Origin of the sequence: Neobacillus phoenicis (assembly GCF_047302305.1) — a bacterium.
In the GTDB taxonomy this organism is placed as follows: domain Bacteria; phylum Bacillota; class Bacilli; order Bacillales; family Cytobacillaceae; genus Neobacillus.
The window spans coordinates 2572798-2599233 of record NZ_CP154847.1; the positions used below are offsets into that span (position 1 = coordinate 2572798).

The 26436-nt window shown below is 36.2% G+C and carries 27 protein-coding genes; 16 read left to right on the forward strand and 11 right to left on the reverse strand.

All coding sequences use genetic code 11. The features are described 5' to 3' along the window. Nucleotides 1-23 precede the first annotated feature (23 nt). A complete protein-coding gene (locus AA0X95_RS13335) occupies nucleotides 24-1184 on the forward strand; it encodes a cation:proton antiporter (RefSeq protein WP_413309569.1) in 1161 nt (386 codons plus the stop codon). Nucleotides 1185-1235: 51 nt separating this feature from the next. Here AA0X95_RS13335 and AA0X95_RS13340 read toward each other — a convergent pair whose 3' ends face one another. Both AA0X95_RS13340 and AA0X95_RS13345 read right to left on the reverse strand, forming a co-directional pair. Next, nucleotides 1236-2702: a cbb3-type cytochrome c oxidase subunit I gene (locus AA0X95_RS13340; RefSeq protein WP_413309571.1), complete on the reverse strand. Its 1467-nt coding sequence runs from the start codon at nucleotides 2700-2702 to the stop codon at nucleotides 1236-1238. A gap of 1 nt (nucleotide 2703) precedes the next feature. Further along, complete coding sequence (locus AA0X95_RS13345; protein WP_413309573.1) at nucleotides 2704-3240, reverse strand: cytochrome c oxidase subunit II; 537 nt, start codon at nucleotides 3238-3240, stop codon at nucleotides 2704-2706. 255 nt (nucleotides 3241-3495) lie between these two features. Here AA0X95_RS13345 and AA0X95_RS13350 point away from each other — a divergent pair, with 255 nt between their 5' ends. The 10 genes from AA0X95_RS13350 (at nucleotide 3496) to AA0X95_RS13395 (ending at nucleotide 13258) form a co-directional block, all read left to right on the forward strand. Continuing rightward, a complete protein-coding gene (locus AA0X95_RS13350; RefSeq protein ID WP_413309575.1) occupies nucleotides 3496-3624 on the forward strand; it encodes a hypothetical protein in 129 nt (42 codons plus the stop codon). A gap of 239 nt (nucleotides 3625-3863) precedes the next feature. Beyond that, the gene (locus tag AA0X95_RS13355; protein ID WP_413309577.1) at nucleotides 3864-4862 is read left to right on the forward strand and encodes an ABC transporter substrate binding protein; all 999 of its coding nucleotides are present in this window, start codon (nucleotides 3864-3866) and stop codon (nucleotides 4860-4862) included. Between the two features lie 123 nt (nucleotides 4863-4985). Continuing rightward, a complete protein-coding gene (locus tag AA0X95_RS13360; RefSeq protein ID WP_413309579.1) occupies nucleotides 4986-6017 on the forward strand; it encodes an ABC transporter permease in 1032 nt (343 codons plus the stop codon). Beyond that, complete coding sequence (locus AA0X95_RS13365; protein ID WP_413309581.1) at nucleotides 5992-6786, forward strand: ABC transporter ATP-binding protein; 795 nt, start codon at nucleotides 5992-5994, stop codon at nucleotides 6784-6786. Before AA0X95_RS13360 ends, AA0X95_RS13365 begins: the two co-directional genes overlap by 26 nt. A gap of 248 nt (nucleotides 6787-7034) precedes the next feature. Beyond that, complete coding sequence (gene hppD / locus AA0X95_RS13370; protein WP_413309583.1) at nucleotides 7035-8150, forward strand: 4-hydroxyphenylpyruvate dioxygenase; 1116 nt, start codon at nucleotides 7035-7037, stop codon at nucleotides 8148-8150. Nucleotides 8151-8256: 106 nt separating this feature from the next. Beyond that, the gene (locus AA0X95_RS13375; protein WP_413309585.1) at nucleotides 8257-8865 is read left to right on the forward strand and encodes a flavin reductase family protein; all 609 of its coding nucleotides are present in this window, start codon (nucleotides 8257-8259) and stop codon (nucleotides 8863-8865) included. Between the two features lie 16 nt (nucleotides 8866-8881). Next, nucleotides 8882-9817, forward strand: a complete 936-nt coding sequence (locus tag AA0X95_RS13380; RefSeq protein WP_413309587.1) for a fumarylacetoacetate hydrolase family protein — start codon at nucleotides 8882-8884, stop codon at nucleotides 9815-9817. Continuing rightward, a complete protein-coding gene (locus AA0X95_RS13385; protein ID WP_413309589.1) occupies nucleotides 9817-10974 on the forward strand; it encodes a homogentisate 1,2-dioxygenase in 1158 nt (385 codons plus the stop codon). The genes AA0X95_RS13380 and AA0X95_RS13385 overlap by 1 nt, the downstream gene beginning before the upstream one ends. Nucleotides 10975-11107: 133 nt before the next feature. Next, a complete protein-coding gene (locus AA0X95_RS13390; protein ID WP_413309591.1) occupies nucleotides 11108-11722 on the forward strand; it encodes an NUDIX hydrolase in 615 nt (204 codons plus the stop codon). 174 nt (nucleotides 11723-11896) lie between these two features. Beyond that, entirely contained in the window at nucleotides 11897-13258 is a 1362-nt protein-coding gene (locus tag AA0X95_RS13395; RefSeq protein WP_413309593.1) for an aspartate kinase, read from the forward strand. Nucleotides 13259-13295: 37 nt separating this feature from the next. Here AA0X95_RS13395 and AA0X95_RS13400 read toward each other — a convergent pair whose 3' ends face one another. Both AA0X95_RS13400 and AA0X95_RS13405 read right to left on the reverse strand, forming a co-directional pair. Then, nucleotides 13296-13883 (reverse strand): hypothetical protein, encoded by a 588-nt coding sequence (locus AA0X95_RS13400; protein ID WP_413309595.1) that lies wholly within the window; start codon nucleotides 13881-13883, stop codon nucleotides 13296-13298. Nucleotides 13884-13897: 14 nt separating this feature from the next. Beyond that, complete coding sequence (locus AA0X95_RS13405) at nucleotides 13898-14467, reverse strand: membrane-spanning protein (protein ID WP_413309597.1); 570 nt, start codon at nucleotides 14465-14467, stop codon at nucleotides 13898-13900. 150 nt (nucleotides 14468-14617) lie between these two features. On the opposite strand from AA0X95_RS13405, the gene AA0X95_RS13410 reads away from it, so the two are divergent. Further along, nucleotides 14618-15235, forward strand: coding sequence for a TrkA C-terminal domain-containing protein (locus AA0X95_RS13410; RefSeq protein WP_413309599.1), 618 nt, complete (start codon nucleotides 14618-14620; stop codon nucleotides 15233-15235). A 61-nt stretch (nucleotides 15236-15296) separates the two neighbouring features. Here AA0X95_RS13410 and AA0X95_RS13415 read toward each other — a convergent pair whose 3' ends face one another. Continuing rightward, entirely contained in the window at nucleotides 15297-16862 is a 1566-nt protein-coding gene (locus AA0X95_RS13415; protein ID WP_413309601.1) for a glycine betaine ABC transporter substrate-binding protein, read from the reverse strand. Next, on the reverse strand, nucleotides 16862-17986 hold the full coding sequence (locus AA0X95_RS13420; RefSeq protein ID WP_413309603.1) for an ABC transporter ATP-binding protein: 1125 nt from the start codon (nucleotides 17984-17986) through the stop codon (nucleotides 16862-16864). The genes AA0X95_RS13415 and AA0X95_RS13420 overlap by 1 nt, the downstream gene beginning before the upstream one ends. A gap of 179 nt (nucleotides 17987-18165) precedes the next feature. On the opposite strand from AA0X95_RS13420, the gene AA0X95_RS13425 reads away from it, so the two are divergent. Then, nucleotides 18166-18849, forward strand: coding sequence for a M50 family metallopeptidase (locus tag AA0X95_RS13425; protein WP_413309605.1), 684 nt, complete (start codon nucleotides 18166-18168; stop codon nucleotides 18847-18849). A 55-nt stretch (nucleotides 18850-18904) separates the two neighbouring features. On the opposite strand, the gene AA0X95_RS13430 is transcribed toward AA0X95_RS13425, so the two are convergent. Together AA0X95_RS13430 and AA0X95_RS13435 are read right to left on the reverse strand one after the other, a co-directional pair. Next, a complete protein-coding gene (locus AA0X95_RS13430; protein WP_308083633.1) occupies nucleotides 18905-19030 on the reverse strand; it encodes a hypothetical protein in 126 nt (41 codons plus the stop codon). A 129-nt stretch (nucleotides 19031-19159) separates the two neighbouring features. Next, nucleotides 19160-20104, reverse strand: a complete 945-nt coding sequence (locus tag AA0X95_RS13435) for an NAD(P)H-dependent flavin oxidoreductase (RefSeq protein ID WP_413310030.1) — start codon at nucleotides 20102-20104, stop codon at nucleotides 19160-19162. A gap of 215 nt (nucleotides 20105-20319) precedes the next feature. Between AA0X95_RS13435 and AA0X95_RS13440 the strand changes: the two genes are divergently transcribed. Next, nucleotides 20320-21573 carry a DHH family phosphoesterase gene (locus AA0X95_RS13440; RefSeq protein ID WP_413309607.1) on the forward strand — a complete coding sequence of 418 codons (1254 nt, stop codon included), beginning with the start codon at nucleotides 20320-20322 and terminating at the stop codon, nucleotides 21571-21573. Nucleotides 21574-21818: 245 nt separating this feature from the next. Then, nucleotides 21819-22805, forward strand: coding sequence for an acyltransferase family protein (locus AA0X95_RS13445; RefSeq protein WP_413309609.1), 987 nt, complete (start codon nucleotides 21819-21821; stop codon nucleotides 22803-22805). A gap of 110 nt (nucleotides 22806-22915) precedes the next feature. Here the strand turns inward: AA0X95_RS13445 and AA0X95_RS13450 are convergent, their stop codons facing one another. Continuing rightward, entirely contained in the window at nucleotides 22916-23437 is a 522-nt protein-coding gene (locus AA0X95_RS13450) for a MerR family transcriptional regulator (RefSeq protein ID WP_413309611.1), read from the reverse strand. A gap of 103 nt (nucleotides 23438-23540) precedes the next feature. Then, entirely contained in the window at nucleotides 23541-24482 is a 942-nt protein-coding gene (locus AA0X95_RS13455; RefSeq protein ID WP_413309613.1) for a MerR family transcriptional regulator, read from the reverse strand. A 241-nt stretch (nucleotides 24483-24723) separates the two neighbouring features. Between AA0X95_RS13455 and AA0X95_RS13460 the strand changes: the two genes are divergently transcribed. After that, a complete protein-coding gene (locus AA0X95_RS13460; RefSeq protein ID WP_413309615.1) occupies nucleotides 24724-25560 on the forward strand; it encodes an EamA family transporter in 837 nt (278 codons plus the stop codon). Between the two features lie 64 nt (nucleotides 25561-25624). On the opposite strand, the gene AA0X95_RS13465 is transcribed toward AA0X95_RS13460, so the two are convergent. Beyond that, entirely contained in the window at nucleotides 25625-26413 is a 789-nt protein-coding gene (locus tag AA0X95_RS13465; protein WP_413309617.1) for an HAD family hydrolase, read from the reverse strand. Between the last annotated feature and the right edge of the window lie 23 nt (nucleotides 26414-26436).

The window sequence follows — 26436 nt, forward strand, 5'->3', positions numbered from 1 at the left end:
TTCAGAAAAGGAAAGGTGATATTATGGAATTAATTTTTGAATTAGCAATTATTCTACTTGCCTCTAAATTAGCAGGGGACATTAGTGTAAAATTAGGTCAACCTTCCGTTTTAGGAAAGCTGTTAATCGGAATCCTTTTAGGTCCGGCCGTGCTAGGACTTGTCTCAGAAACAAAAACATTAGAAGAAATAAGTCAAATAGGTGTCATTTTATTAATGTTTATAGCTGGACTGGAGACAGATGTTAAAGAATTCAAACGATCTGGGAAAGCTTCGACATTAGTAGGTGTCAGTGGGATAGTTGTACCCTTGTTTGTAGGTTATATAGCAGGAATCATAATGAACATGACGAACATTGAGGCCATGTTTTTAGGCTTATTGCTTTCAGCTACAAGTGTAAGTATCTCTGTTCAAGCCCTTAAAGAGTTAAATATGATGCAGTCAAAAGAAGGAACAATCATTTTGGGTGCAGCTGTAATCGATGATGTTCTTGTCATTATTGCATTAGCGTTTTTAATGAGTATGGCAGGTGGAGACGTAAACTTAAGTATGGTGATAATTAAAAAGGTACTATTCTTTGGAGGAGCAATTTTAGTAGCTTGGAAGATTGTTCCTTGGGTCCTTAAGAAATTTGCTCCGTTAAAAGTAACCGAATCACTCATTTCAGCTGCATTAATTATTTGCTTTTTGTATGCCTATGTAGCAGAATTAACTGGTGTTGCTGCAATTATAGGAGCATATATTGCCGGAGTAGCTATAAGCGTGACCAATTACAAGCAAGAAATTTTTGAAAAGGTTGAGACAATTGGCTATTCTATTTTCGTCCCAGTTTTCTTTACCTCTATTGGCGTAAAGGCAAGCTTTGATGGAATCACACAACATATTGGTCTTATTATTGGGCTAAGTATACTAGCAATTTTAACTAAATTGATTGGATCGGCTGTAGGCGCAAGAATGGCAAAATTCCCACTGAGGAGCTCACTTGGGATTGGAGCTGCAATGGTCTCACGTGGAGAAGTCGCTTTAATAATTGCGACAATCGGGCTTGAAACTAAGTTAATTAGCCAAGAACTTTTTGCAATCTTAGTAATTGTAGTCCTGATAACTACCATAGTTACTCCACCAATGATGAAACACTTTTTTACTACTCGTTCTGATGTGAGAGAAATGAAGCCATCTGCTTGAGGACAATAACAAATCCAGCCAGAGTCTATTGGCTGGATTTGTTATTCCTTTTTAGGAGGCTGATTTTGAAATTTTGATGTCAGTTTGCTTACCAACCGTTTTTAATCCATTGAAAAATCTAATGGTAAAAATAATTGAAGCTATAATGACAAAGACACCACAAAGGGCTCCCACTTGGTCAGAACCCGTCCATTCTGGTAAATGTTCAGCCCACCGCCGTGGGGCGCTTATTTTTCCTGCGTAAAGAAACGAGCCAGCAATTCCAGTAAAGAAAAAGAAATAAATTGAAATCGCAAATTTATCAAGCCCAGTTTGCTTTTGTGTACCTTCTGTTTTATTAAAGTAATACATAAATCCGAAAATCATGGCAACTACACCCATGCCCATGTATGTGTGGAAATGTCCAGGAACCCATTTAGTATTATGCATGACGTGGTTTACAACTATAGTCGCATCAATAATGGCAGGAACCGCACCAGCAACCCATCCAAACATTGCTAAAAACATCATACTAGATGCAAAATCCCATTTAACAGCAGATCGAAATACGATCATTAACGCACCATATGCGGTAACGACCATTACTGGTAAACCATTTGCATATGAAAAAACTTGACCGATGATTAACATCCATTTTGGTACTGCAAAATCCATTAACAAATGATGAGTATATATCATTAATGTGAATAACGTTGAGAAGTTCCATGCAATCAAAAAGGCTTTATTTGATTTCCAAGGACGTCCTGTATACTCTGATAAGATTTCATAGACTGCAATAACCGCCATATAGATGGTGCAATTGGCAAAAATATGACCGAAAGCATAGGTTAGATGCTTGGCTAACATCGGATCAAAGGTGAAATTAGGATTTAAAATATTTAAAATTGATTCTACCAATGCAGTAGCTCCTGCAAGAATGCCAGTAGAATTCGCGATTATGACCATTGTTGTCGCCACCACTGCAGCAGGTGGTCCGTATCCTTTTTTTTCTCTGAAAATATAATCCCAACCTAGTGATTTTCCTAAACCTCCGTATTCTTTTATGAGTTTAGCGGCTAAGTAAAAATACATGACCAAATATCCAACACCTAAAATTAATAGACCAAAAAGAAATAATAAAGCCCCAGTTGTTCCATTAATCTTCGCTGAAAAGGATGGAAGTGGGTAAAGAAAGGTCCAACCATCAGAAAAATTAAAGACAAAAATGGCTGTAAGAATCATTACGACACCGATTAAAGATAAGATCATGTTTGCAAAAAACACCTTATGATTTAAGCGAATATACTTTGATAAAAAATACCACATGATGGCACTTCCACCTAAAGCGGCAATACCAACCATTCCCGTTCCGTGTACTGTCATGATTTTATAAAATAACTGTGATGAAATTTCAAATACATTTCCTTGATTTAATAACATCATGACGCCAAAAGTCATCATAAGTACCAGTATGACCGAGGTGACTAATAAGGATAATGACACGCCTTTTTTAATGTAATTTCTAGACGAATTCTCCATTTTATTTACCTCCTTTCGGTTTAACGATGATATCCTTCATCATCACATGATGACCCGTACTGCAATACTCTAAGCATAGGATTTTATATGTTCCTGGCTTTTCAAATGTAATCGAAACAGTATTAGTATAATCTGGCATAGCTTGTGTTTGTCCGATTAGCTTAAGATCACTATCATAAAGTCCAAAACCATGTGTTACATCTTTACTTGTCACACGAAACTGTATAGGCTCTCCAACTACAAAGTCTTCATTGCTTAAATTCCAGCTAAACTGCATACCTGTCACATCAACAACTTTACCATTCTCCTCAGCATGTGCATGCTGATCATGGTAAGGAAGTTTGCTTAGTGACATCGCTGAAGCAAAACCCATTAAAGCTAGTAACCCAAGAAAGTAGAACTTACGTATCTTGTAGCCTTTTTCTTGAATTGGTCCATACTCTTTAAATTTTCTCGATTCCCCGTACACAAAAGAAAAAGCAAGTGCTAATAGGAAAACGAAAAATAAGGTAGCATACCACGCAATAGATTGGTACATAAAAACCCCTCCCGTTATATGAATATCAAACAAGAAGTCCCCCAACTACTTGTCTGATTCCAAATCCCATTGTAAACCCCTTTTTGTGAAAAAATAGTGAAATTTATCATACCTTACTAGTAATCTTTAAAAAAACTTATTCATAGGGAGTTTTGTTTTTTTAGAAAACGACCCCCATGTTTAATAGAGAAAAGACGAATCCTTTGGTAAAGGGACCATTGATAGGTTCAAAACAAAATTCTATGGAGGTTAGATATGGGAATCGTTATTATTGATATCGACAAATTACTAGAAGCTACTTCGGGTCTAACATCTGAGAAAAATGGATACAAAGTACACACTGTTGAGATTGATCAATTACTTGAGAATACTCGCGATTGGTAATACACATATTTTTGTTACTCCACTCATAATCTTATATATATTCACTAAAGCCTTCTATTTAGATAGAAGGCATTTTTTGTTTTCAACTCAAAAATGTTCGCACTAACTTGGTATGCCGCTTTAAAGTGAAAAAATATTTTTCGTATTTCTATTGCTTTTGTTCAAAAAAAATACTAGAATAATTTTTAATATAAAAAATTTTTAGAAAATTAATATTAACGACATTAAGGGGGATCTAAATGAAGAAAAAAGTTCGAGCATTTTCCTTTGCATTAGCAGGAATGCTGATGCTTGCGGGTTGTGGCAGTAAGGAATCCTCAGGAGAAGCTGGAAAGGGTGGGGCAGAGAAAGAATTTAAAATTGGCATTACCCAGTTTGCTCCTCATCCATCTTTAGATGCTGCAACAGAAGGCTTTAAAAAAGCATTGAAGGACAAGGGGATAAAAGCTAAATTCGATGAACAAAATGCACAAGCAGATATGAATAACACCCAAACCATTGCCAATAACTTTGTTGGAGATAAAGTTGATTTAATTTTTGCAAATGCTACTCCGAGTGCGACAGCCGCATTGAATGCGACGAAGGAAATTCCTATCATTTTCACTTCTGTAACAGACCCTGTAGGAGCGGGATTAGTAGAAGCATTTGATAAACCAGGTAAAAATATTACCGGTACCACTGATAACCATCCTGATGCAACGAAAAAAACAATTAACTTTATTACAGAAGAAGTGAAAGCCAAAAAGGTAGGAGTCATCTACAACTCAGGAGAACAAAATTCTGTTGTTCAGGTGAAAGAAGTGAAGAAGCTGGCAGAAGCGAAGGGAGCAAAACTTGTAGAAGTTTCCGTGTCTACTACTGCAGAAGTAAAACAGGCTGCTGAATCTCTTGTAGGGCGTGTGGATGCAATCTACATACCAACAGATAATACGGTTGTTACTGCCCTTGATTCTGTTATATCGATTGCAAATAGCAAAAAGATTCCATTGTTCGTGGGTGAACTGGATTCGATGAAAAAAGGTGCCGTTGCTGCAAGTGGTTTTAGTTACTTTGATCTTGGCTATCAATCTGGTTTAATGGCAGCAGAAATTTTATCCGGAAAGAAAAAGCCATCTGAAATACCAGTTGAACTTCCAAGCAGTTTAAAACTTGTTATTAATAAGTCTGCTGCAGAAGCACAAGGATTAAAGGTTAATGATGATTGGAAGAAGCTAGGAGAGTTTTACGAAGGAAAATAAGATTGACACTATTTCAAGGAGGAGAACATTTTGTTGTTCTCTCCTTGATTTATACATAGGTTAGTAAAGAAATGGTGTTTTTTTATGTAAATAAAAAATAGCCATAAAGAAGGGATGATTTCAATGTTTACAGCCATATTTGGATCTTTTGAGGCAGGTATCATCTATGCGATTATGGCGCTGGGCGTCTATCTTTCCTTTCGCATTTTAGATTTTCCTGATTTAACAGTGGATGGAAGTTTTGTAACGGGAGCAGCGATTTCGGCTGTCATGATCGCAAATGGAACAAATCCGTTTTTAGCGACAATTATGGCTTTATTTGCCGGATTTGCAGCAGGCTGCATGACAGGCCTTTTACATACATTTGGAAGAATTAATAACCTGCTTTCAGGTATCCTTATGATGATTGCTCTTTATTCTATTAACCTTAGAATTATGGGTCGTTCAAATATACCATTATTAAATACGGATACGGCTTTTACAAAAATAAGTAGTTTATTTGAAAAGACTGGGATTGATTCATTATTTAATAGTATTTTGTCACTGATTGGTCTAGGTGATAGTCTTCCTGAAACATGGGGGATATTGATTTTTATGATTATTGTTACCTTGTTGATTAAATTCTTAACGGATGTATTCTTACAAACAGAAATTGGTCTTGCTGTAAGGGCAACAGGTGATAATAAACGAATGATTCGAAGCCTTTCAGCCAATACCAACCTTCTTGTTGTTCTTGGATTAGGCCTGTCTAATGCTTTAGTTGCATTCTCAGGTGCACTTATTGCCCAACAAGGTGGTTTTGCGGATGTTGGAATGGGAATAGGAATGATTGTCATTGGATTAGCATCGGTAATAATCGGTGAAGCTTTATTTGGTACAAGGACGATTGCGAGAACTACACTCGCAGTTATTGGGGGATCGATTATATATCGGATTGTCGTTACCTTAGCTTTACGAGTTGAATTCTTAGATCCGGGAGATATGAAGCTAATTACTGCACTCATTGTTATTATTGCATTAACTGCACCGAAAATTATAGAAGGTTCAAGAGAGAGAAAGCGGAAAGCGAAGAGACGAAACGAAAGAATTAACATCGTACAGTCACCCGCAGTGGCAAAGGGGGAAAATCATGCTGCACTTAAGTCAGATTCATAAAATCTTTAATGAGGGAACACCCGATGAAAAAATTGCCATTGACCATATTAACCTTACTCTTGATCCTGGAGATTTTGTCACAGTGATTGGCAGTAATGGGGCAGGTAAGTCAACACTAATGAATATTATCTCGGGTGTACTATTTCCGGATATTGGCGAAGTTCATATTGGTGGTAAAAATGTGACACATATGTCTGAATTCAATCGTTCAAAAATGATTGGCCGTGTTTTTCAAGACCCTATGGCTGGAACAGCTCCTAGTATGACCATTGAAGAAAATTTGGCAATGGCTTACTCAAGAAATAAAACTAGAACACTTAGGTGGGGTGTAACCAAAAAAAGACGTGAATATTTCCGTGAAGTTCTGGAATCTTTGCACCTAGGCTTAGAAAATCGTCTCAATGCAAAGGTTGGTTTATTGTCAGGTGGGGAACGGCAGGCTTTATCCTTATTGATGGCCACCTTTACTGAGCCTTCAATCCTGTTATTAGATGAACATACAGCAGCTCTTGATCCATCGAGGGCCGAGCTTATAACCGCACTGACGAAGGAAATTGTTGATAAATACAAACTGACAACACTAATGGTCACACATAATATGCAGCAGGCTATTGACCTGGGGAACAGATTAATCATGATGGATAAAGGTCAAGTGATCTTAGAGGTCAATGAAGAGAATAAAAAGCATCTTACAATTGAAAGTTTATTAAGTGAGTTTAAGAGAATTCGTGGGGCACAAATGGCGAATGATCGGGCTATTCTGTCATAGAAAAAAATTTTTCAAATTTATTTTTGTGTAGCCTCCTCCTAAACGAATATTTCCAACTTGTATATATTGCAAACTACCTGTGTATTCAGGTAGTTTCTTTTGTTTTTCTAAGGGAAATAACTGATTTAAATAAAATTTCTTTAATGCCTAAAAGCGGTATTGCTTTACTTTCTACTCTTGAATGGACAAGACAACTTCATATAAAATTAATTCTGAATATTATTACATTATTTAATGGAGGTTTCTCGATGAAAGAAAATAGATTAACAGCAGAACAACTTGTAGATGATTTTTTTCCTGTAAGAGATGTGGATTATATTGAAATTTACACTGGAAATGCTAAGCAGGCTTGTCACTTTTTTAGCACTGCTTTTGGGTTTCAACCCGTTGCTTATTCTGGTCTTGAAACGGGAAATCGTGAAAGCGTTTCCTATTGTTTAAAACAACGAAATATTCGTCTTGTTATTACTGGCACATATAAAGAGGACAGCAGGGTTGCACAGTTTGTGAAAAAACATGGTGATGGTGTGAAAGACGTAGCGTTATTGGTTGATAATGTAGAAAAAGCATTCGAGGAAGCTGTAAATAGAGGGGCAATTGCTATCGCACCCCCATTTGAACTGAAAGACAGTCATGGGACGATTAAGAAAGCCGTTCTTGGTACATATGGTGACACGATCCATACGTTAATTGAACGGAAAAACTACCAAGGTGCTTTTTTACCAGGATTTGAACCTTATTCAGTTGCATTGCCAATTGAGGATGCAGGATTAATCGGTATTGATCACGTGGTTGGCAACGTGGAAAGCATGGAGGAGTGGGTGGAGTACTACTCAAAAGTAATGGGTTTCAAGGAAATGAAGCATTTCTCTGACAAGGACATTACCACGGAATATTCTGCTCTAATGTCGAAGGTTATGCACAATGGTGGTCGAATTAAGTTTCCTATCAATGAACCTGCGGAAGGGAAGCGAAAATCACAAATTCAAGAGTATCTAGAATTCTATAATGGGCCAGGAGTACAGCACTTAGCGATTTTAACTGAAGATATCGTTTCAACAGTAACCACTTTAAAGAAGAATGGTGTGGAGTTCCTCAAGACTCCTGCTACTTATTATGAATCATTAGGTGAGCGGATTGGAAAAATTGATGAGGAGATAGAAAAGCTTAGGGAATTAAATATCTTAGTAGATCGTGATGATGAGGGATACTTACTGCAGATTTTTACGAAGCCAATCGTAGATCGCCCTACATTATTTATTGAAATCATTCAACGTAAAGGAGCTAGAGGCTTTGGGGAAGGAAACTTCAAGGCACTGTTTGAATCGATTGAGCGTGAACAGGAACGACGCGGCAATCTATAACACTGGAAAAATATAAGATAGTTATTGAAGAAATATTATCAGAGCAAGGGAGACGTGTTCTCCCTTGTGGACCTAATTGGTTACTTGAAAGAGTGGTGGACAGTAGTTGGAAATCTCACCAGAAACACTTGAATGGAAAGATGCATATAAGCTTTTAGTCGGATCGATTTTGCCACGTCCCATTGCCTTTGTATCAACAATAGATGCAAATGGCATCGCAAATGCAGCACCCTTCAGTTTTTTCACCGCTATTTGCGCGGACCCCATGCTCATCTGTTTTTCCCCTATGAGGAGGGGAACAGATGGGGCGAAGAAAGATACATTAGTCAATATTGAAAGTACAGGTCAATTTGTGATTAATATTGTCAGTGAAAGTATGGCAGCACAAATGAACGATTGTGCCATTGAGTTTGCTTCCTCTGTGGATGAAATAGAGGAAGTGAATCTAACAAAGGAACAAAGTATTAAAGTGAAAGTACCTCGAATCAAAGAATCACTCGTTCACTTAGAATGTGAGCTCTATCAAGTATTGCATTTTGGCGATAAGCCTGGTGCGGGCAGTCTTGTGATTGGAAAAGTAATACATGTCCATGTAAACGATGAGCTTTATGATAAAGGGAGAATTGATACATTAAAATTACAGCCGATAGGCAGAATGGCTGGTAACACCTTTACTAACCCATTGGCAAAAACGTTTGATATGATTCGAAAATAGATAATAGGTGAGTGCCATGAAATTTGTAACCTTTGAAAAAGCAGACAAAACAATCAGATCTGGGTGGCTGGATGGTGACTTTGTAGTGGATATGTACGAGGTTTCTGATGGCAAACTGCCTAAAAGCCTGCTGGAGTTTTTAGATAATAGCGAAGAAAATATGAAAATGGTGATGAATCTCGCTCCAGTAACTAGTGAACAACAAAAAGGAAGGTATCCATTAAGTGAAATTCGGTTAAAAGCACCTCTTCCTATGCCCAGGAGCTTTCGTGATTTTTATGCATTTGAACAGCATGTTAAAACAGCAAGGGAAAACCGGGGCCTTGAGATGATTCCGGAATGGTACGACATCCCTGTTTTTTATTTTTCTAATCATCTAGCATTTAAGGGTCCAGATGATGCTATCATGATGCCAAATGAATGTGAATGGCTAGATTACGAGTTGGAAATTGGCTGTATTATTGGGAAAAAGGGTAAAAACATTAGAGCGGAAGACGCCGATAAATATGTTTTTGGTTATTGTATATTAAATGATTGGAGCGCAAGGGACCTTCAAAGGAAAGAAATGAAGGTAGGTCTTGGTCCGGCAAAGGGGAAGGATTTTTCAACTTCTATTGGTCCATGGATTGTTACGAAAGAAGAGTTGGAGTCGCTTAGGGCTGATAAGGGTTATGATCTACAGATGAGGGCGCGTGTGAATGGTACTTTGCTTTCAAATGGAAATATGAAGGAACTTCATTATTCCTTTGGTGAGATGATTGCGAGAGCCTCAGCGGGTGTTATACTTTACCCTGGAGAAATAATTGGTTCAGGAACAGTTGGTACAGGTTGTATTCTCGAACTTGGCCAAAAGGTCCACAGATGGCTTTTACCAGGTGACCTAGTAGAATTAGAAGTTGAACATCTCGGTATTCTTTGTAATAAAATTACGGATGGAAATGAGGTGAAATAATGTATTACCGTCAAATGGGAAAAATCCCGCATAAACGGCATACGATGTTTAAGAAAGAAGATGGGAGCCTGTATCGTGAACAGGTAATGGGGACGAGAGGGTTCTCAGGAACCCAATCTATTCTTTACCATCAGTACATGCCAACGGAAGTATTAAAGTCAGAATTAATCGGTACTTATTTGCCTGAATATGAGGAACAGCAGTCTTTGAAGCATCGGCACTTTTTTAGTAGTAAGACGGATAAGCAAGGGGACGGTCTAACTGCTCGAAATTATCTTTTAGGAAATCAGGACTTACTAATTGGAACGGCAAATGTGACTACGCCAATGAAGAACTTCTATCGAAACGGTGATGGGGATGAAATGCTGTTTATTCATCATGGTACTGGAAAGTTAGAGACAATGTTTGGTACCATATCTTATCGACCAGGGGATTACCTTATTGTACCTATTGGAACGATTTACCGTGTAGTTCCTAATGAAAATGAAATAACAAAAATGTTATTTGTGGAGTCCTTTAGTCAAATTACTACCCCTAGACGTTATCGGAATGAATATGGTCAGCTCCTTGAACATAGCCCGTTTTGTGAGCGGGATATACGTGGACCTGAAACACTTGTAACTTATGATAAAAAGGGAGAATTTGAGGTATTAACGAAATCAAGAGGGGTCATTTCTTCACATATACTTGGACATCATCCACTTGATGTCATTGGCTGGGATGGGTATTTATATCCTTGGGCCTTTAATATAGAGGATTTTGAACCTATTACAGGGAGGGTCCATCAGCCCCCTCCAGTCCATCAGACATTTGAAGGAAATAATTTTGTTGTTTGTTCTTTTGTACCACGCCTGTATGACTATCATCCGGAAGCCATTCCAGCACCGTATTATCACAGTAATGTGAATAGTGACGAGCTCCTCTATTATGTGGAAGGTAATTTTATGAGCCGTAAGGGAGTTCAGGAGGGTTCAATTACACTCCATCCAGGTGGTATACCCCATGGGCCACATCCTGGTAAAACAGAGGCGAGTATTGGAAAAAAAGAAACGCTAGAACTAGCTGTTATGATCGACACCTTCCACCCTCTTAAAATTGTAAAAACTGCACAAGAGTTAGAAGATCCCGGCTATATGTTTACTTGGAATGAGAATTAATGATGAGGCTGACTCAGGGTTTTTGAGTTGGCCTTATTTTTTTGTCCTGTATACGCAAATAAAAAGCGCTTATACTTATAAAAATGGTATGGTAGAAATATCTATATAGTCTAAAATGAATCGAGGTGTACTCATGGAGCTTGAAAAAATAATAAACAAACTAACAAATCATACTCCAACTATTTTAGGGAGTGAGAAATTTTCAAAATATGCAGTCATGCTGCCGCTTATACAAAAAGACGATGAAATTCATGTATTATTTGAAGTGCGGTCTCTGGAATTAAGAAGGCAGCCAGGGGAAATATGTTTCCCAGGAGGAAGGATAGATTTACAGGATACAGATGAAAAGGGGGCAGCCATTCGAGAGACGGTTGAAGAATTAGGAATTAGAAGAGAAGAAATAACTAACATATTTCCACTTGATTATATGATTTCCCCATTTGGAATGATTGTTTATCCGTTTGTTGGATTGATTACTAATCCTGAGGACATACAACCAAATCCGTCAGAGGTTGGGGAGGTCTTTACAGTCCCTATATCTTTTTTTATCCATCATTCTCCATCCATTTACCACATTAACTTTAAAGCGGAGCCAGAAGAAAATTTTCCATATGAGCTAATAGCGGGTGGAGAGAACTATAATTGGCGGACGAGAGACCTGGAAGAATATTTTTATCTTTATCATGATAAAGTAATTTGGGGGTTAACTGCCAAAATCCTCTCCCATTTTATTGAAATGGTTCGCTAGATAATTAAATTAATAATAATAAACAGTGAGACTAGTTTGCTATTCTCACTGTTTTTTTTTGTTTTGTTTTTCTAGAGTGGACAAGTGTGCGTGTAGAAAGGAAAAAAACACTTGATTATTTTCAGAATTGGAATAAAATTAAGATTATATTTTCAGAGGATAGGGAGATGTAACATGAAAGTAGTTAAGTTTGGAGGTTCCTCATTGGCTTCCGGAAAACAAATGGAGAAAGTATACCAAATTATTATATCAGACCTTGAGCGAAAAATTGTAGTTGTTTCTGCACCTGGAAAACGATTTCCTAATGATGAAAAGGTCACAGACTTATTAATACAGTGTGCTGAGGCAGCTTTACAGAACCATAAAACAATGAAAAAGGTTGATGCGGTGATTGAGCGATATGCTTATATTGCTGAGGAACTTTCCCTACCTGATACTGTTATTAGAGAGATTCGTGATGATTTAATGGGAAGACTCCTAGCTGACAAAGAAAAACCAGATCGATTTTTGGACCGGGTAAAAGCAAGTGGGGAAGATAACCAAGCTAAACTAACAGCCGCCTATTTTCGGAAACAGGGCCTTGAAGCCCATTATGTTGACCCTCTTGAAGCGGGGCTCCTTGTCAGTGATGAACCAGGGAATGCTCAAGTACTATCAGAGGCTTATGAAAATTTGTACTCACTCAGAAATCGTTCGGGGATTTTAATCTTTCCAGGGTTTTTTGGTTACAGCAAGGAGGGGGAAGTGTTCACATTTTCCCGCAGTGGATCTGATATTACGGGCTCTATCTTAGCCAATGCAGTAAAAGCCGACTTATATGAAAATTTTACTGATGTGGATGCAGTCTATTCTGTTAACCCAAATATTGTGAGTAAGCCAAGAGAAATTAAGGAATTAACATACCGTGAAATGAGAGAACTATCATATGCAGGGTTTACCGTATTGCATGATGAAGCACTGGTTCCGGCCTTTCGAGCTGGAATACCTGTTCAGATTAAAAATACGAATAATCCAGCAGCTCCTGGTACAAGGATTGTTAATGAGCGGCATAACTCAAATGGTCCTGTAATTGGAATAGCGAGTGACAAAGGATTCTGCAGCATTTACGTAAGCAAGTATTTAATGAACAGAGAAATTGGCTTTGGGCGGAAACTATTGGGTGTGTTAGAGGACTTTGGACTTTCATACGAACACACACCTTCAGGGATAGATGATATATCAGTTATTATGAGAGAGAATCAACTAAATACAAGCCTAGAAAAAAAGATTCTCCATCGTATTAAGACAGAATTGCAGGCTGACTTGGTAAAAGTTGAACATAGCTTAGCACTCATTATGGTTGTCGGTGAAGGGATGCGGCATAATGTCGGTACGATGGCGAGAGCATCTAAGGCATTAGCAAGGCATAGTGTTAATATCGAAATGATTAATCAAGGATCGTCAGAGGTTAGCATGATGTTTGGAGTTAAGGAAGTGGATGAGAAACGAGCAGTTCAAGCTCTTTATGAAGAGTTTTTTGTTCCTGTTACAGTTTAATGGAGATGAAATTAGAGGCTGACTCTTTTACTTGGAGTCAGCCTTCATATATATTCTTCTTCAACTTCGCGCGAGTTTTGATTCCCGCCACAATTGCTATTACAAGACCACCTATAGTATCTGCGATTAAATCAGTCATGGTGTCTTTGTTACCCCCACCTTGTAGGGTCATATTAAAAAATTGATCAGAGCTAAATTCATAAACTTCCCACAAAACTCCTCCAAATGCGGCAAATGATAATGTAAATAAAAAAACAAACCAAGGGGAAATCTCATCTCCAGCATTTCTATGGATTAAGCGTTCGTATAAGGCAATTCCTGAAAAAGCAAGGATGGCTCCACTGACAAAGTGCATAAATGTATCCCACCAGCCTAGTCCGTACCAACCTAGGATTGAGCCAAAATATTGGGAGCCTACCAAAAAAATTAAATAAGAAATAACGATTGGCAAATTAAATTGAAGTTTGGTAAACAATGCTAAAAATAGTGGTACCGCACCACAAACAACTCCGCCAATAGCAACGGTTCCCTTAAAGCTCACACCATTTGTAAAATAATATACAGCTAATGCAGCCATAAATAGAACATAAAGTAAACTTAAAATAATAACCAGCTTTCGGTTCATATCTTTACCTCACATTATACGTTTTGTTTTCTTACTATGGAATAAATGGCTATTATTAGACCTCCTGCTAACCCAAAGAGCAAGTCTAACATGGTATCCGTATTTCCTCCACGCTGCATGGTGTGTGTAATTGGAGTCAAGTCACCTAAAAATTCATAAACCTCCCAAATGACACTTGCTAAAGCAGCAAGTGAAAGTACAAACAAAAAAAGAATCCATTTTGAGAGTTCATCGCGTACCTTTTCAGGGATACAAATTTTATACAAAGTAATGCCGGCAAGAGCAACATATAGCCCTTTATAGAAATGAAGGGTAGAATCCCACCATTTATAGTGAAGATAAAAACTAGATATCGATCCGAGAAATAAAGAACAAAAAATGAAGAGATAATATCCCAATATTAGTGGGACATTAAAAGGAATGTTTTTTTTGAATAACAGTAGAAGCGGAATGGCACTTACGAAAATGCCTCCAAGTGATACCTGCCATCTGGATGTATCTCCTTTTAATAAGTAGAAAACTACCAGAAAAACCATAAAAATAATAAATACTACACTTAACACTACAATTAATTTTCGTTTCATGTGCTCACCTCATAATAAAACGCTCTTTACAATTATGTCCAATTAATAAATTTGATATCATTGATTTATTTCTCGCATCCACATCTATAAAGAGGTATATTGAATGAGACGATAGAAACAAGTGTGTAGAATAAATAGGTGGAGGTTTCTATGCAAAAAGCACAAATACCAACATACGAGCGGATTGCAATTGATTTAGCCAGTAGAATATACGATGGAAAGTTTAAAGTTGGAGAAAAGATTCATGGAAGGTCGACTTTAGCGAGCGAATATAAAGTATCTCCCGAAACAGTTCGAAGAGCGATAAAGATATTGGAGGATGTGGACATCGTCCAATCCACAAAAGGCAGTGGGATTGTTATCTCCTCTAGAGAGAATGCCTATAAATATATTCATCGTTTTTCGAATTTAGAGAGTATTAAAGATCTTGAGAAACAAATGAACTCATTAATAGAGGAAAGAGATAAACTGGATGAGCAGCTATTTGAAACATTAAGAAAAATTATGGATTACTCAGGAAAACTTCGTCATACGAATCCATTAGCCCCTATTGAGATAGAGGTTTTCCCAGGTTGTTCTCATATTGGTCAAACAATTTCTGAGACAAAGTTTTGGCAAAATACTGGGGGAACTGTCATTGGTATGAAACGAAAGGGTGAATTGATTATTTCACCAGGGCCCTACGCATTAATTATGGAGGGAGATACACTCCTAATTATAGGTGATGATCAAACCTATGATAGGGTGCTTCATTTTTTACACGACTAGTTCTAAAAAGAAGAGGCAACCTCATAAGGGTCTGCCTCTTCTAAATAGTAGGAATGAAAATCTATTCAAGTAAACCTTCTTTGTTCAGGAATTCTTTGGCTACTTTTGCAGGTGACTGTTTGAGACTATCAACCTTATAATTCAACTCACGCATTTTTTCGTCTGTCAGTTTCCCTGATAGAGAATTTAATACTTTTTTAAGCTCTGGATGTTCCTTTAAGGTTTCTTCCTTAATTATAGGAACTGCGTAATATGGAGGGAAGAAGTGTTTATCATCTTCTAATACTTTTAATTGGAAGGCTTCAAGTAAGCCATCTGTAGAAAACGCATCAATTACATCACTCTTATGGTTCTTGAGAGCGGTATAGCGTAGTCCACCGTCTACTGCTTTCACATCTTTAAATGTCATATTATAAGTCTTAGAAAGACCGATTAACCCATCTTCACGATTAGGAAACTCTATTGTTGGACCCATAATCAGGCCGTTGCTCACTCTAGCAAGGTCGGAAATGGTGTTTAAATTATATTGTTTAGCTGTGTCCTGTCTCACTGCCAAAGCATAGGTATTATTAAATCCAATTGGTTTTAATAATTCAATATCATATTTTTTCTTAAATTCTTTTTGAACATAATTATAGACTTGATCGGGATTACTTTGTGGAGGCTGGTTTAAAATATTAACCAAGCCAGTTCCGGTATATTCAACATATAAATCAATATCCCCGTTTTTAAGGGCACTAAAGGCTACCTGACTACCGCCAAGATTCAACTTTCTCTCAACTTGGATATCTGTCTTATTTTCGATTAAATCGGCTAGCATGTTTCCTAATATTAATTGTTCACTGAAGTTTTTCGAACCAATGACAATCTTTTCTTTTGCATTTGCTGTTGAATAAACTTTAAAGGCGCCAGCAGCTACCAATAATAAGGACGCAATGGCAATCATAACTTTTTTTGCCATTTTACCTTTTTTAACAGAATTCGTGGACCTGCTTTTCTTGCTAGTATAAGAAAGTGAAGCTTCAAGTTTTCCGACAACAAAGTCAATCAAGAGCGCTAAAATACACGCTGGTATTGCTCCAGCTAAAATCATGTTGTTATCAACAGTCTGTACTCCGGAGAATACTAAATAACCAAGCCCACCTGCACCTACGAAGGCTGCAATCGTCATTAGACCAACAGCAGTAACTGCTGAAATTCTGATACCCGCCATAATCATCGGGAAGGCAAGTGGTAACTGCACCTTTCTCATCGTTTGACTTTTGGTCAGACCGATGCCTTTGGCGGCTTCCAGAATGTCTCCATCAATGTTTGTTAAACCCGTATACGTATTCTTTACAATAGGGAGGAGAGAATATAGCACGACCATTACAATTGCCGGGTTACTCCCAATTCCAATAAATGGTATAAGAAAGCCGAGTAAAGCTAAGCTGGGAACAGCTTGAATAACATTTGTAGTTCCAATTATAGGTTTTGAAAGCTTTGGTTCATTTGAAATTAAGATTCCTAGTGGAATACCGATAATAATAGCAATGAGTACAGAAATGATGCTTAAATAAAGATGCTGTCCTAATAAGTCAGTAATTTGTTCATAGTTTGAAGTTACATAGTTCCAAAAATTACTCATCAAAATGCCACCTCCAAGTCAATTAGTTGGCTACTTAAAGCGGATAATATACTGCTTCTTGTAATAAGACCAGTTAATTGGTTAGTCTGATTAACAACAGGTAAATATCCAATTTTATGTTCATTCATCATCGCTAAGACAGAGATTAAATTGGCATCTTGTGATACAGATAATACATTTTTCTCCATGATATGTTCGATTGAAGTATTCCTGTTAAGCAACTGGATGCTTTTTAAAGTAACTAGCCCCTGAAGGACGTTGCTTCTGTCAGTTACCATTAAACTATCCACTTTATTTTCTTTCATGATTTCAATCGCCTGCAAGACGTTTCGCATCGCATTAATCTTAATTGGATGATGAATCATAATATCCTCTGCCAATAATAATTCAGGATTGTTCCAAACTCTTCTTTTTCCAATAAAATCTTCTACAAAGTCATTAGCAGGATTTTTAAGAATATTTTCCGGTGTGTCATATTGTAGAATGTCTCCATCTTTTAAAATACAAATTTTGTCTGCTATTTTAATAGCTTCATCCATGTCATGTGTGACAAAGATAATAGTTTTATTAAGTTCCTTTTGCATTTGGAAAAGTTCATCCTGCAGAGAGCTTCTTGTAACTGGGTCTAGTGCGCTGAAGGGTTCATCCATTAAGATGATATCGGAGTTTGTTGAGAAGGCTCTTGCTACACCAACTCTTTGCTGTTGACCACCACTTAACTCTTTTGGAAAGCGTTGTAGGTATTCTTTTGGTTCTAAACCTACCAATGTGAGTAATTCCTTTGTTTTATTAGCAATTGCCTTAGGATCTTCTCCCTTGAGTTTAGGAATTAATTCTAAGTTCTCTTTAATGGTCATATGTGGAAACAGCCCGGTGTTTTGAATAACATACCCAATATTCCTGCGAAGTTCTATTGGATTCATTGTTGAAATATCTGTTCCATTAACAAATATATTTCCAGCGGTAGGTTGAATCAATTTATTAATCATTTTAAGCAATGTTGTTTTACCACAACCACTCGGACCAATAAAGACAACTAATTGACCAGCCTCTATTTCCAATGAGAATGGATTAATGATTGTTTTGTTGCGATATTTTTTTACTATGTTCTTAAACTCTATCAAGTTCATTCCCCCTTAAGAAATGTATTACCCAGTTAACTAACAACTTAATCATAACACAAAGGTTGTTGGTTTGTCGAACCTTGTGGTGCACTGCTTATTTGTGAGAGTGTTAGTTTAGTTGTTTTTACAGAAAAATGTTAAAATGAATTTAATATTATTTTTAGATGAGGGGGATTGTTATGGGCATTATTCGTGATAAGTTGAGCACAAAATTTTTTCTTTTTCTCTTGTTGGCTTTTTTATTAATTCATGTACCTCTTTTTGGAAATTATATAAAAATAATCAATACCCTCATCCATGAATCAGGCCACGCATTGATTGCTTTATTCGGAGGGAAAGTAGAGCGGATTTCTTTATTTATGAACGCAGAAGGAGTTACGTATAGTAGCCAGTCGACATGGATCGGTAGTTTCGTGACAAGTCTTGCTGGGTATATATTTGCTTCATTTATGGCATTTTTATCTTTTTTACTGATTGGTAAAAATAAACATACAATATTAATTGATATTTTATTAGGATTTGTCTTTTTAAATCTAATTTTTTGGGTACGAAATCCTTATGGGATATTTTGGCTTTGTTCTTTCGCTGTTGGTTTTCTTTTCCTACTCATTAAAGGAAGTCAAAATGTAAGAGAGTATTCATTATTGTTAATAGCATCAATTTTACTTGTTGACTCGGTTAAAAGTGCTTTTGAAATTCTGTATCTAAGTTTTCTTCAACCTCCTGTAGCAGGGGATGCAGCAAATCTTGCACGTCTAACAGTGATTATCCCTCCACAAATCTGGGGAATCTTCTTCTTCCTTCAAGCTATTTGGTTTTGTTATTTTGGATTAAAAAGAGGTTATTATAGACTAGGTAAATAAGGGGATAGCTGACCCTAATGAAGGTTCTGGCTTTATGAGTCAGCTAATTAAGTAATTATTTCCCTAAGTCTTTTTTGGTCATCTCACTTCGAATACTTGTTTCCTTAGAGAATTCGGTATCTTGTTTCTTATTGTTTGGATATTTATTTTTACGTTCACGGTTATCGTTACGATTGGTCATGATTGTTACCTCCCTTCTGCGTCTTCTTAAATTATTTTTAGCAGCGAGTGCTTTTTTACTCAAATTTTTATTTTGTAACTTAAAGGAAAAGCTCGACCATATCAAAGTGATACGGTCGAGCCTTAGTTATCAAAGTGATAATATTGAATCCACTTGTACGGAACGATACTCTTCTGTAAGATTGTCAATAATTTTTTGGACCGGAAGGATGTCTTTGATTTCATCCACTCTGGCTCCAGCAAACACAAGCCCATTTTCAACATCCCCTGAAACGGATGTTAGTAATGAATCTAGGGTGCAAAATCGGTATGAGCAATTTTTTAAACAATCATGGCATTTCGCGATTTTAAGTTTATTTGAACCACTAATTAATTTAGTAAACTTGTTATTTATTGCTCTGCCTTGTAAACCCACGGTGGTTTTCACTAGGACTAAATCTTCTTTCTTTGCTTTTACATACTTTTCCTTAAAAGCAAATGGAGCATCACATTCCTCACTCGCTACAAATCTCGTCCCCATTTGTACTCCAGATGCACCCATGGAAAGTGCTTTTGCAATATCATAACCATTCATGATTCCACCAGCTGCAATAACTGGTATAGATACGGCATCAACAATTTCTGGTAGGATTTCGAACATCGGACGGTCTGTTCCAAGATGTCCTCCAGCCTCAAAACCTTCTACGACCACTGCCGCTGCTCCGAGCCGTTCAGAAATTTTTGCTAGTTTTGCTGAAGAGACAATGGAAATAACAGGTATTCCAGCTTGTTTACCCCAAGAATACATATCTCTAGAAATTCCAGCTCCGGAAATAATAAAATCAACCTTCTCTTCTAAAGCGGCTTTCATTTTTTCAGCAAAGTCATTCATAGCAAAAAGAACATTTACGCCAATGTATCCTGAACCCTTAATATGATCCTTGGCTTTCCGGATATGTGCTCGTAACTCATCTACGGTTATTCCAGTACCAGAAATAATCCCAATCCCACCTGCATTTGCGACAGCCGAAGCTAGCTTGCTTAGTGAAATACCTACACCCATGCCACCCTGTATAATCGGAACCTTTGGCATCATATGACCAATTTTTAACTGCGGAAAATTCAATTTAATACCTCATTTCATGTTTTAGTTATTTCTCCTGCATCATAACATTCGGATGTATTCATGTCTGTGATTACTATCACCTGGTCATATAAGTAGGTTTTATACTTTGAAATTTTATTTGGATAAGAGTAATCTTAAGGTTACAAACTACTAAACGTTATGAATAGAGATTGGAAGGTGTAGGTATGGTCAAGCTTTTTACAGATATTGATTTAGATGGTCTGGGGTGTGGACTGATTGCAAAAATAGCTTTTGGAGATAAGGTCAATGTATACTATTCTTCATATCGAAATCTAAATCAAAGAGTTGAGTCAGTAATCACAAATCCAGAGAATGCAGAGGAAGAAATCTATATTACAGATTTAGCAGTAAATGAGCTTATTGAGAAGAAACTCGAAGAACGGTACCAGCGGGGGAAACATGTACAAATGATTGATCATCATGTAACTGCCATGCATTTTAACCAATATAAATGGGGTTTTGTAAAAACAGAATATGAAACAGGAAATCTAACTTGTGCAACCTCTTTGTACTATGATTACTTAATTGAGAATCAAATAATAGAGCGAAATAAGGCTTTAGAGGAGTTTATTGAATTAGTTCGACAGTATGATACTTGGGAATGGGATCAAAACAATAATGTCACAGCAAAACGGTTAAATGATTTGTTTTATATTTTGAATCGGGAAAAGTTCGAGGAAGAAATGCTAAAGAGGTTAACCGAAAATAAAGAATCATTTATGTTAAATGAGACAGAAAATTTGCTCCTCGATATTGAAGAGCAGAAAATTAGTCGCTATATTCATTCTAAAAGTAGGCAAATGATTCAAACCTTTGTAGATGATTACTGCATAGGAGTTGTGCATGCAGAGCAGTATTTGTCAGAACTCGGAAATGCCTTAAACAATCTTTATCCCCATTTGGATATGATTGTCTTATTAAATGTGGGTGGTAAGAAAATGGGCTTCCGAACCATTCATGATGAGGTCAATGTGGCTCAATTCGCCAAAAAGTATGGGGGAGGGGGGCACCCTAAAGCATCTGGTTCAGAAATGACAAGTGAAGCCTTTAAATTATTTATTGAGAATATATTTGAATTCATGCCACTTAAACCAGATTCAGATCGAAATGAATTCAACGTAAAAAATTCACCATTCGTTACTAGTTATCAAAACCAACAGGGTGAAAATTTTTATGTCCTGCGATTTGCAGAGGATAACCATTTTAGCATTTTACATAATGGAAAGAAATTGGAGGGAAGCTTTAAAACATTTGCCGAGGCAGAAAGGTTTCTTAAACGAAATAATTCATGTTGGCTTCGTCCAGATAATGAATATCTTAGGTTTCTCTCAAACGTTCTTCGGGAACCCCTTGAAGTGATAAAGGAAAATTACGATGAGATAATGAGCAACAGAATAATGGATATTATTGACCATTGAGGAAGAGAGCTTAGTTTATTAAGCTCTCTTTTTATTTTGGTAAATTTATCGTGGGTAATTCGGATTACTATTTCAGAATTGTAATTGATATGCAATAAAAAGTAAATTGAACAACATAATTCTGTAATCTTAGCAGGGTAGAATAATGATTAGACCAGTATGCTTAACAAATTTAGGGCTACCTTTATCGGGAAAAAGTTATTTGTATACCTTTTTGGGTCAATTATACACAACGGGGTGATAAAATGGCTTCCACTTCAAAAAGGAGTAAATATTTTGATAACGCAAAATTTATTTTGATATTTCTCGTGGTTTTTGGACATCTCATTAGTCCATTAAAAGAACAGGATGGATTTCTTTTTACTTTATATACAGTTATATTTCTTTTTCATATGCCAGCTTTTATCATGATTTCAGGGTATTTTGCAAAAGGATTTAATAAGAAAGGCTATTTATCCAAATCAGTACAAAAAATATTAATACCTTACTTTATATTCCAAATTATGTATTCCATTTATTATTACTTTAATGGTCAAGAGGAAAGGCTTAGTTTTGATTTTTTACATCCTCATTGGACGCTTTGGTTTTTACTAAGCTTGTTTTGTTGGAATTTGTTATTATATCTATTTGCAAAATTAAAATGGATGGGATTTGCCCTAGCAATAATGTTAGGAATTTGTATAGGTTATGTTGACCAAGTGGGAAGTTTTTTAAGTATATCTAGAACATTTGTATTTTTTCCATATTTCTTATTAGGCTATCTGTTAAAAGAAAATCAGCTTAGAACTTTAATTCGTACAAAGTATTCACTTCCAATAGGATTAATCATCATTGCAGGAACACTGATATACTTTGGGACTGCCTTTCCAAAAGATGCTGTTCCGTGGCTCTTAGGAGATACTTCATATGCAAATATGGGTGGAAAGAACATTTCAGATGGTTTAATAAGAGGGATTCAATATGTATTAACCTTAATCGTAATCTATGGATTTATGGTTTTAATTCCATCAGCCCACTTTAAGGTTACAAAAATAGGAGAAAGAACTCTCTATGTCTATTTGTTCCATGGATTTATTATTAAATCAGTTCAGATGTTTATGCTCGATGACAATATACATCCTATTTTAGGAAATTACCTTTTTCTATTTATCTTCTCATTTATTATCTGTTTAATTCTTGGTAGTTATTTAATTAAAAAATATACACGGCCACTTGTTGAACTACGAATATAAATTTTTGTAAATACCACAATTGGAAAATATTAACTTGATAAAACCAAGTAATAAAGAGGTAGCCACTTCAGGTTACCTCTTTACTCATTTCTAATTAGTAAGTTAATTGATTAAAAACCAAATATAGAACTAACGATATTTTTCTTTTTCCTTTTTACCTTTCCTGAATTAAGAACAAGTGGTTGATCTAATTGTGCAATTCTTTTCATTTCATTAAATTTTTCATCAAGGTCACTTAGCTGTTTAGTTAAGTGTTTTACTTGATTTTGTAAATCCTCTATTTCTTGACGATGTTGAAGAAGTTGATAAGATGCAACAGAATCTGCCTTTGTATTTACACTTACCTCTAAGTTATTAACTTTCTGTATAATCTTCTCCAAAATCTCATCCTTTTCAATTGCAGTTACTACTCCTTTTCGAACACTCTTCCTTGCTTTAACCGGAGTAATTTCTTGTAGAAGGATACCATTTTGAAGCTGTTCATGAATTGTTTTTAGTTGATTAATATCTTCCTTAGTAAAGTGATAATGCCCACGGTCATTTTTTTCCATCGGAAGCTCGAGCTGTTTCACCCATCTTTGAATGGTACTTGCAGATACCCCTAATGATTTTGCTACTTCGCTTGTATTCATGTCAAAACCTCCTAGTAATTAAATAACCCCAAACCATGAGTGACGATAGGCTAAGAAAAACGATTATGAATAAAAGGAGCTTTTAACATTTAATGAATGATCCTTAATTAGCCCAAAATTTCCACCATTTCTTTTCTTTAGCAGCAGCTACATCTCTAAAACTTGTAAGCATTTGTTGGAAAGCTAATTCTCTTTGGGTAACTTCATGACGGTATTGATTGCGCTCCTCAATGAAAAATTCCCTGTCTTTAGTAATAGCTTCGGTAAGACCTGAAATTTCGGTATTTGTTACATCAACATAATGTGCTAATTCCTCAGTTGTCTCAGATAATTGCTTTGAAAGAGTGAAAATCTCTTCTGAAGTATCTATGGAAACGTTAGCAATGCTTTTGGAAAGGTATTGTAATGATTGTGAGGTATTCTCTGATGTTCTTTCAAGTGACTCCGATAATTCTTGTATATCAGCTTTTGTTGTTGCTGAGGATTTATAGATGGAGTCAGAAATAGACTTAACTGTATGATAAGTTCCTTTATATATTTCTTTTTTTACTTCTTCAACAACTTCCTTCCGAACTACATTCCGAATTTCTTCCTTTACTTCATTTAGGAAGTTTTTCTTATAGTTCTCCATGGCTTCAAAAAATAGTTCTGTGTTATTAAATACGTCATCATGAACAGCAACAGGAGTTAGAGAATCAGCAATTACTTCTAATGGTACCTCACTTACAATAGTCTCACTTTCAGGTTCTTGTTCTTGTGTTTGCTCTAATTGTGTTTCACTAGGCGTTACCTCGGCTGGAATTGTCTCGATTTCAGCTTCCGGTCCTTTAAGCAATTGTTCACGAATTAAAACCTTGCTTAATTTTTTTGAAGCCATTTGTTTTATTTCTAGTAAGAAATCAATTTCTACGTCAGTGTAAATTCTTGCACCTTGTTTTGAACGGGGAATTTCTAATAAATCTTCAAATTCCTTCTCCCATTGGCGTAAGATTCCAGGCGCAACATTTATTTTTTTTGACACTTCTTTTAAGGTATAGGTCTTCATATAAAATCTTTCCTTTCTTTTTGTATCTAGGAAATATTTCTTCATAAATAAACTATTCACCATTAGGCATCCAATTTTCCTGCTACCTGACAAAAGCTATCAAAACAATACTGAAAACTTGGAAAACCAACATATTTTTGCAAAAGGTGCGCTTTGTTGTGGAAATATTAAAAAAGTGGTTGAGCAATGAAAAAAAGAGGTTTAATATGGGAAAGTAAATGATGAAGAGAGAAGGATTTACATGTGGATTGCAGCTGCATTTGTAACAATGGTTAGCTTCGGAGCTAATAATACTATTTTTAAGTGGAGTACTGGACGGGGTCTATCAAAAGTACATATTCAATTCTTTTTCTATTTTGTCGCCTTTATAGTAACTCTTGGTTTTGGAATGGTTAATGACTCTTTGCATATGAATCTAATAACCATTTTACTTGGCTCATTGATAGGGATATTAAATGCAAACGGGAATATCCAAATGTCAAAAGCATTTGAAAAGGGACCTGCCAGTTTAACATCTCCCTTAATTGGCATAAATGCCATATTTCCTATACTTTGTGCTGGTCTTATTTTTCATGAGCATATCACTGTTATCCAGTGGATAGGAATACTTATTATGCTTGGGTCTGCCATGATTATCCAGTATTCATCTGATAAGAATAGAAATATAAATTATATTCCATGGATTATTCGTGTTGGGCTAGCGATTGCATCTTTTGGTTTACTAGGAATCTTAATGAAAACGACATCTTATTTACATATTCAGTCATTGGAAATTTTAATCTCCATGTATGGTGGGGGAAGTATATATTTAGCAATTAGTAGTATTACAATGAAGGAAAAGTGGCAAGGTTTAGAAATAAATGTAGGAGCCGTCGTTGGCCTGATAAGTATTTTAGGCTATAGCAGTTATTTTTTTGCTTTAAGAACTGGTACAGCCAGTATTGTATTCCCGATTGTAAGTTTAAATTGTTTAGTGGTTGTCTTTGCAGGCTATTTAATTTATAAAGAAAAATTAAAAAGATATCAGATCATAGGTGTATTGTCAGCATTACTTGGGATTATTTTTACGAAATTGTAGTTCAAAAAGAGGTTGACCCTTTTGTGTAGAGTCAACCTCTTTTGATTGATAACTATCCTCTCAATTATTTCACTAGCTGAAGCCTTTTTAACCCATTATATATACCAGAGTTAGTCACATCTGTGGTTTTATGTTTTGCATATTGAAATAGTTCTGGATGACCATTCCCCATAGCAAAACTCTCTCCAACATTTTGAAGCATTTCCTTATCATTCATTCCATCACCAAAGGCAATAGAACATTCTTTATTCAAGCCAAGACGCTTTAAAACCATTTGAACCCCATAGCCTTTGTTTACTTTGTCTCTAATTACATCATAACAATGCCTCATTCCTTCAACATTGACTTGGGATAAATGGATGCCCTCCTCACTGTTATAAAGAGATGCCTCATTTTCTTGGAGATTGACCAATGTCATCCCTAATACAATGCTGTTAATAGAAGGAGAATAGGTTTCATTTTTATGTAAATGGAATTTTTTTATAAACTCATTCATCATTTCTGAGTTTAAATCTGTATAGTAGTTTTTTTCATGCGTATACAGCACTGCCTGATGCTGGTTTGCAGCCGCAATTTCTAGAAAATGTCTCACAGTTTCACTGTTCATCGGTTCTTGAAATATATCTTGTCCTTGATAAATTGCGTATGCCCCGTTATAGCCAATAAAAGAGTTAATATTCAATTCCATCGCAATGTCATCAATTTCGTGAAGCGGTCTCCCGGTTGCTAGAAATACCTCTATTCCTTTTTTCTTAATCTGTGAAATGGCTTCTTTGGTTGAATCTTCAATCGTATCCTCCGGGGTAACTAGTGTTCCATCGATATCTAAAAATAAGATTTTGTAATCAGTCATGAATGGTCTCCTTTTTGTAATCA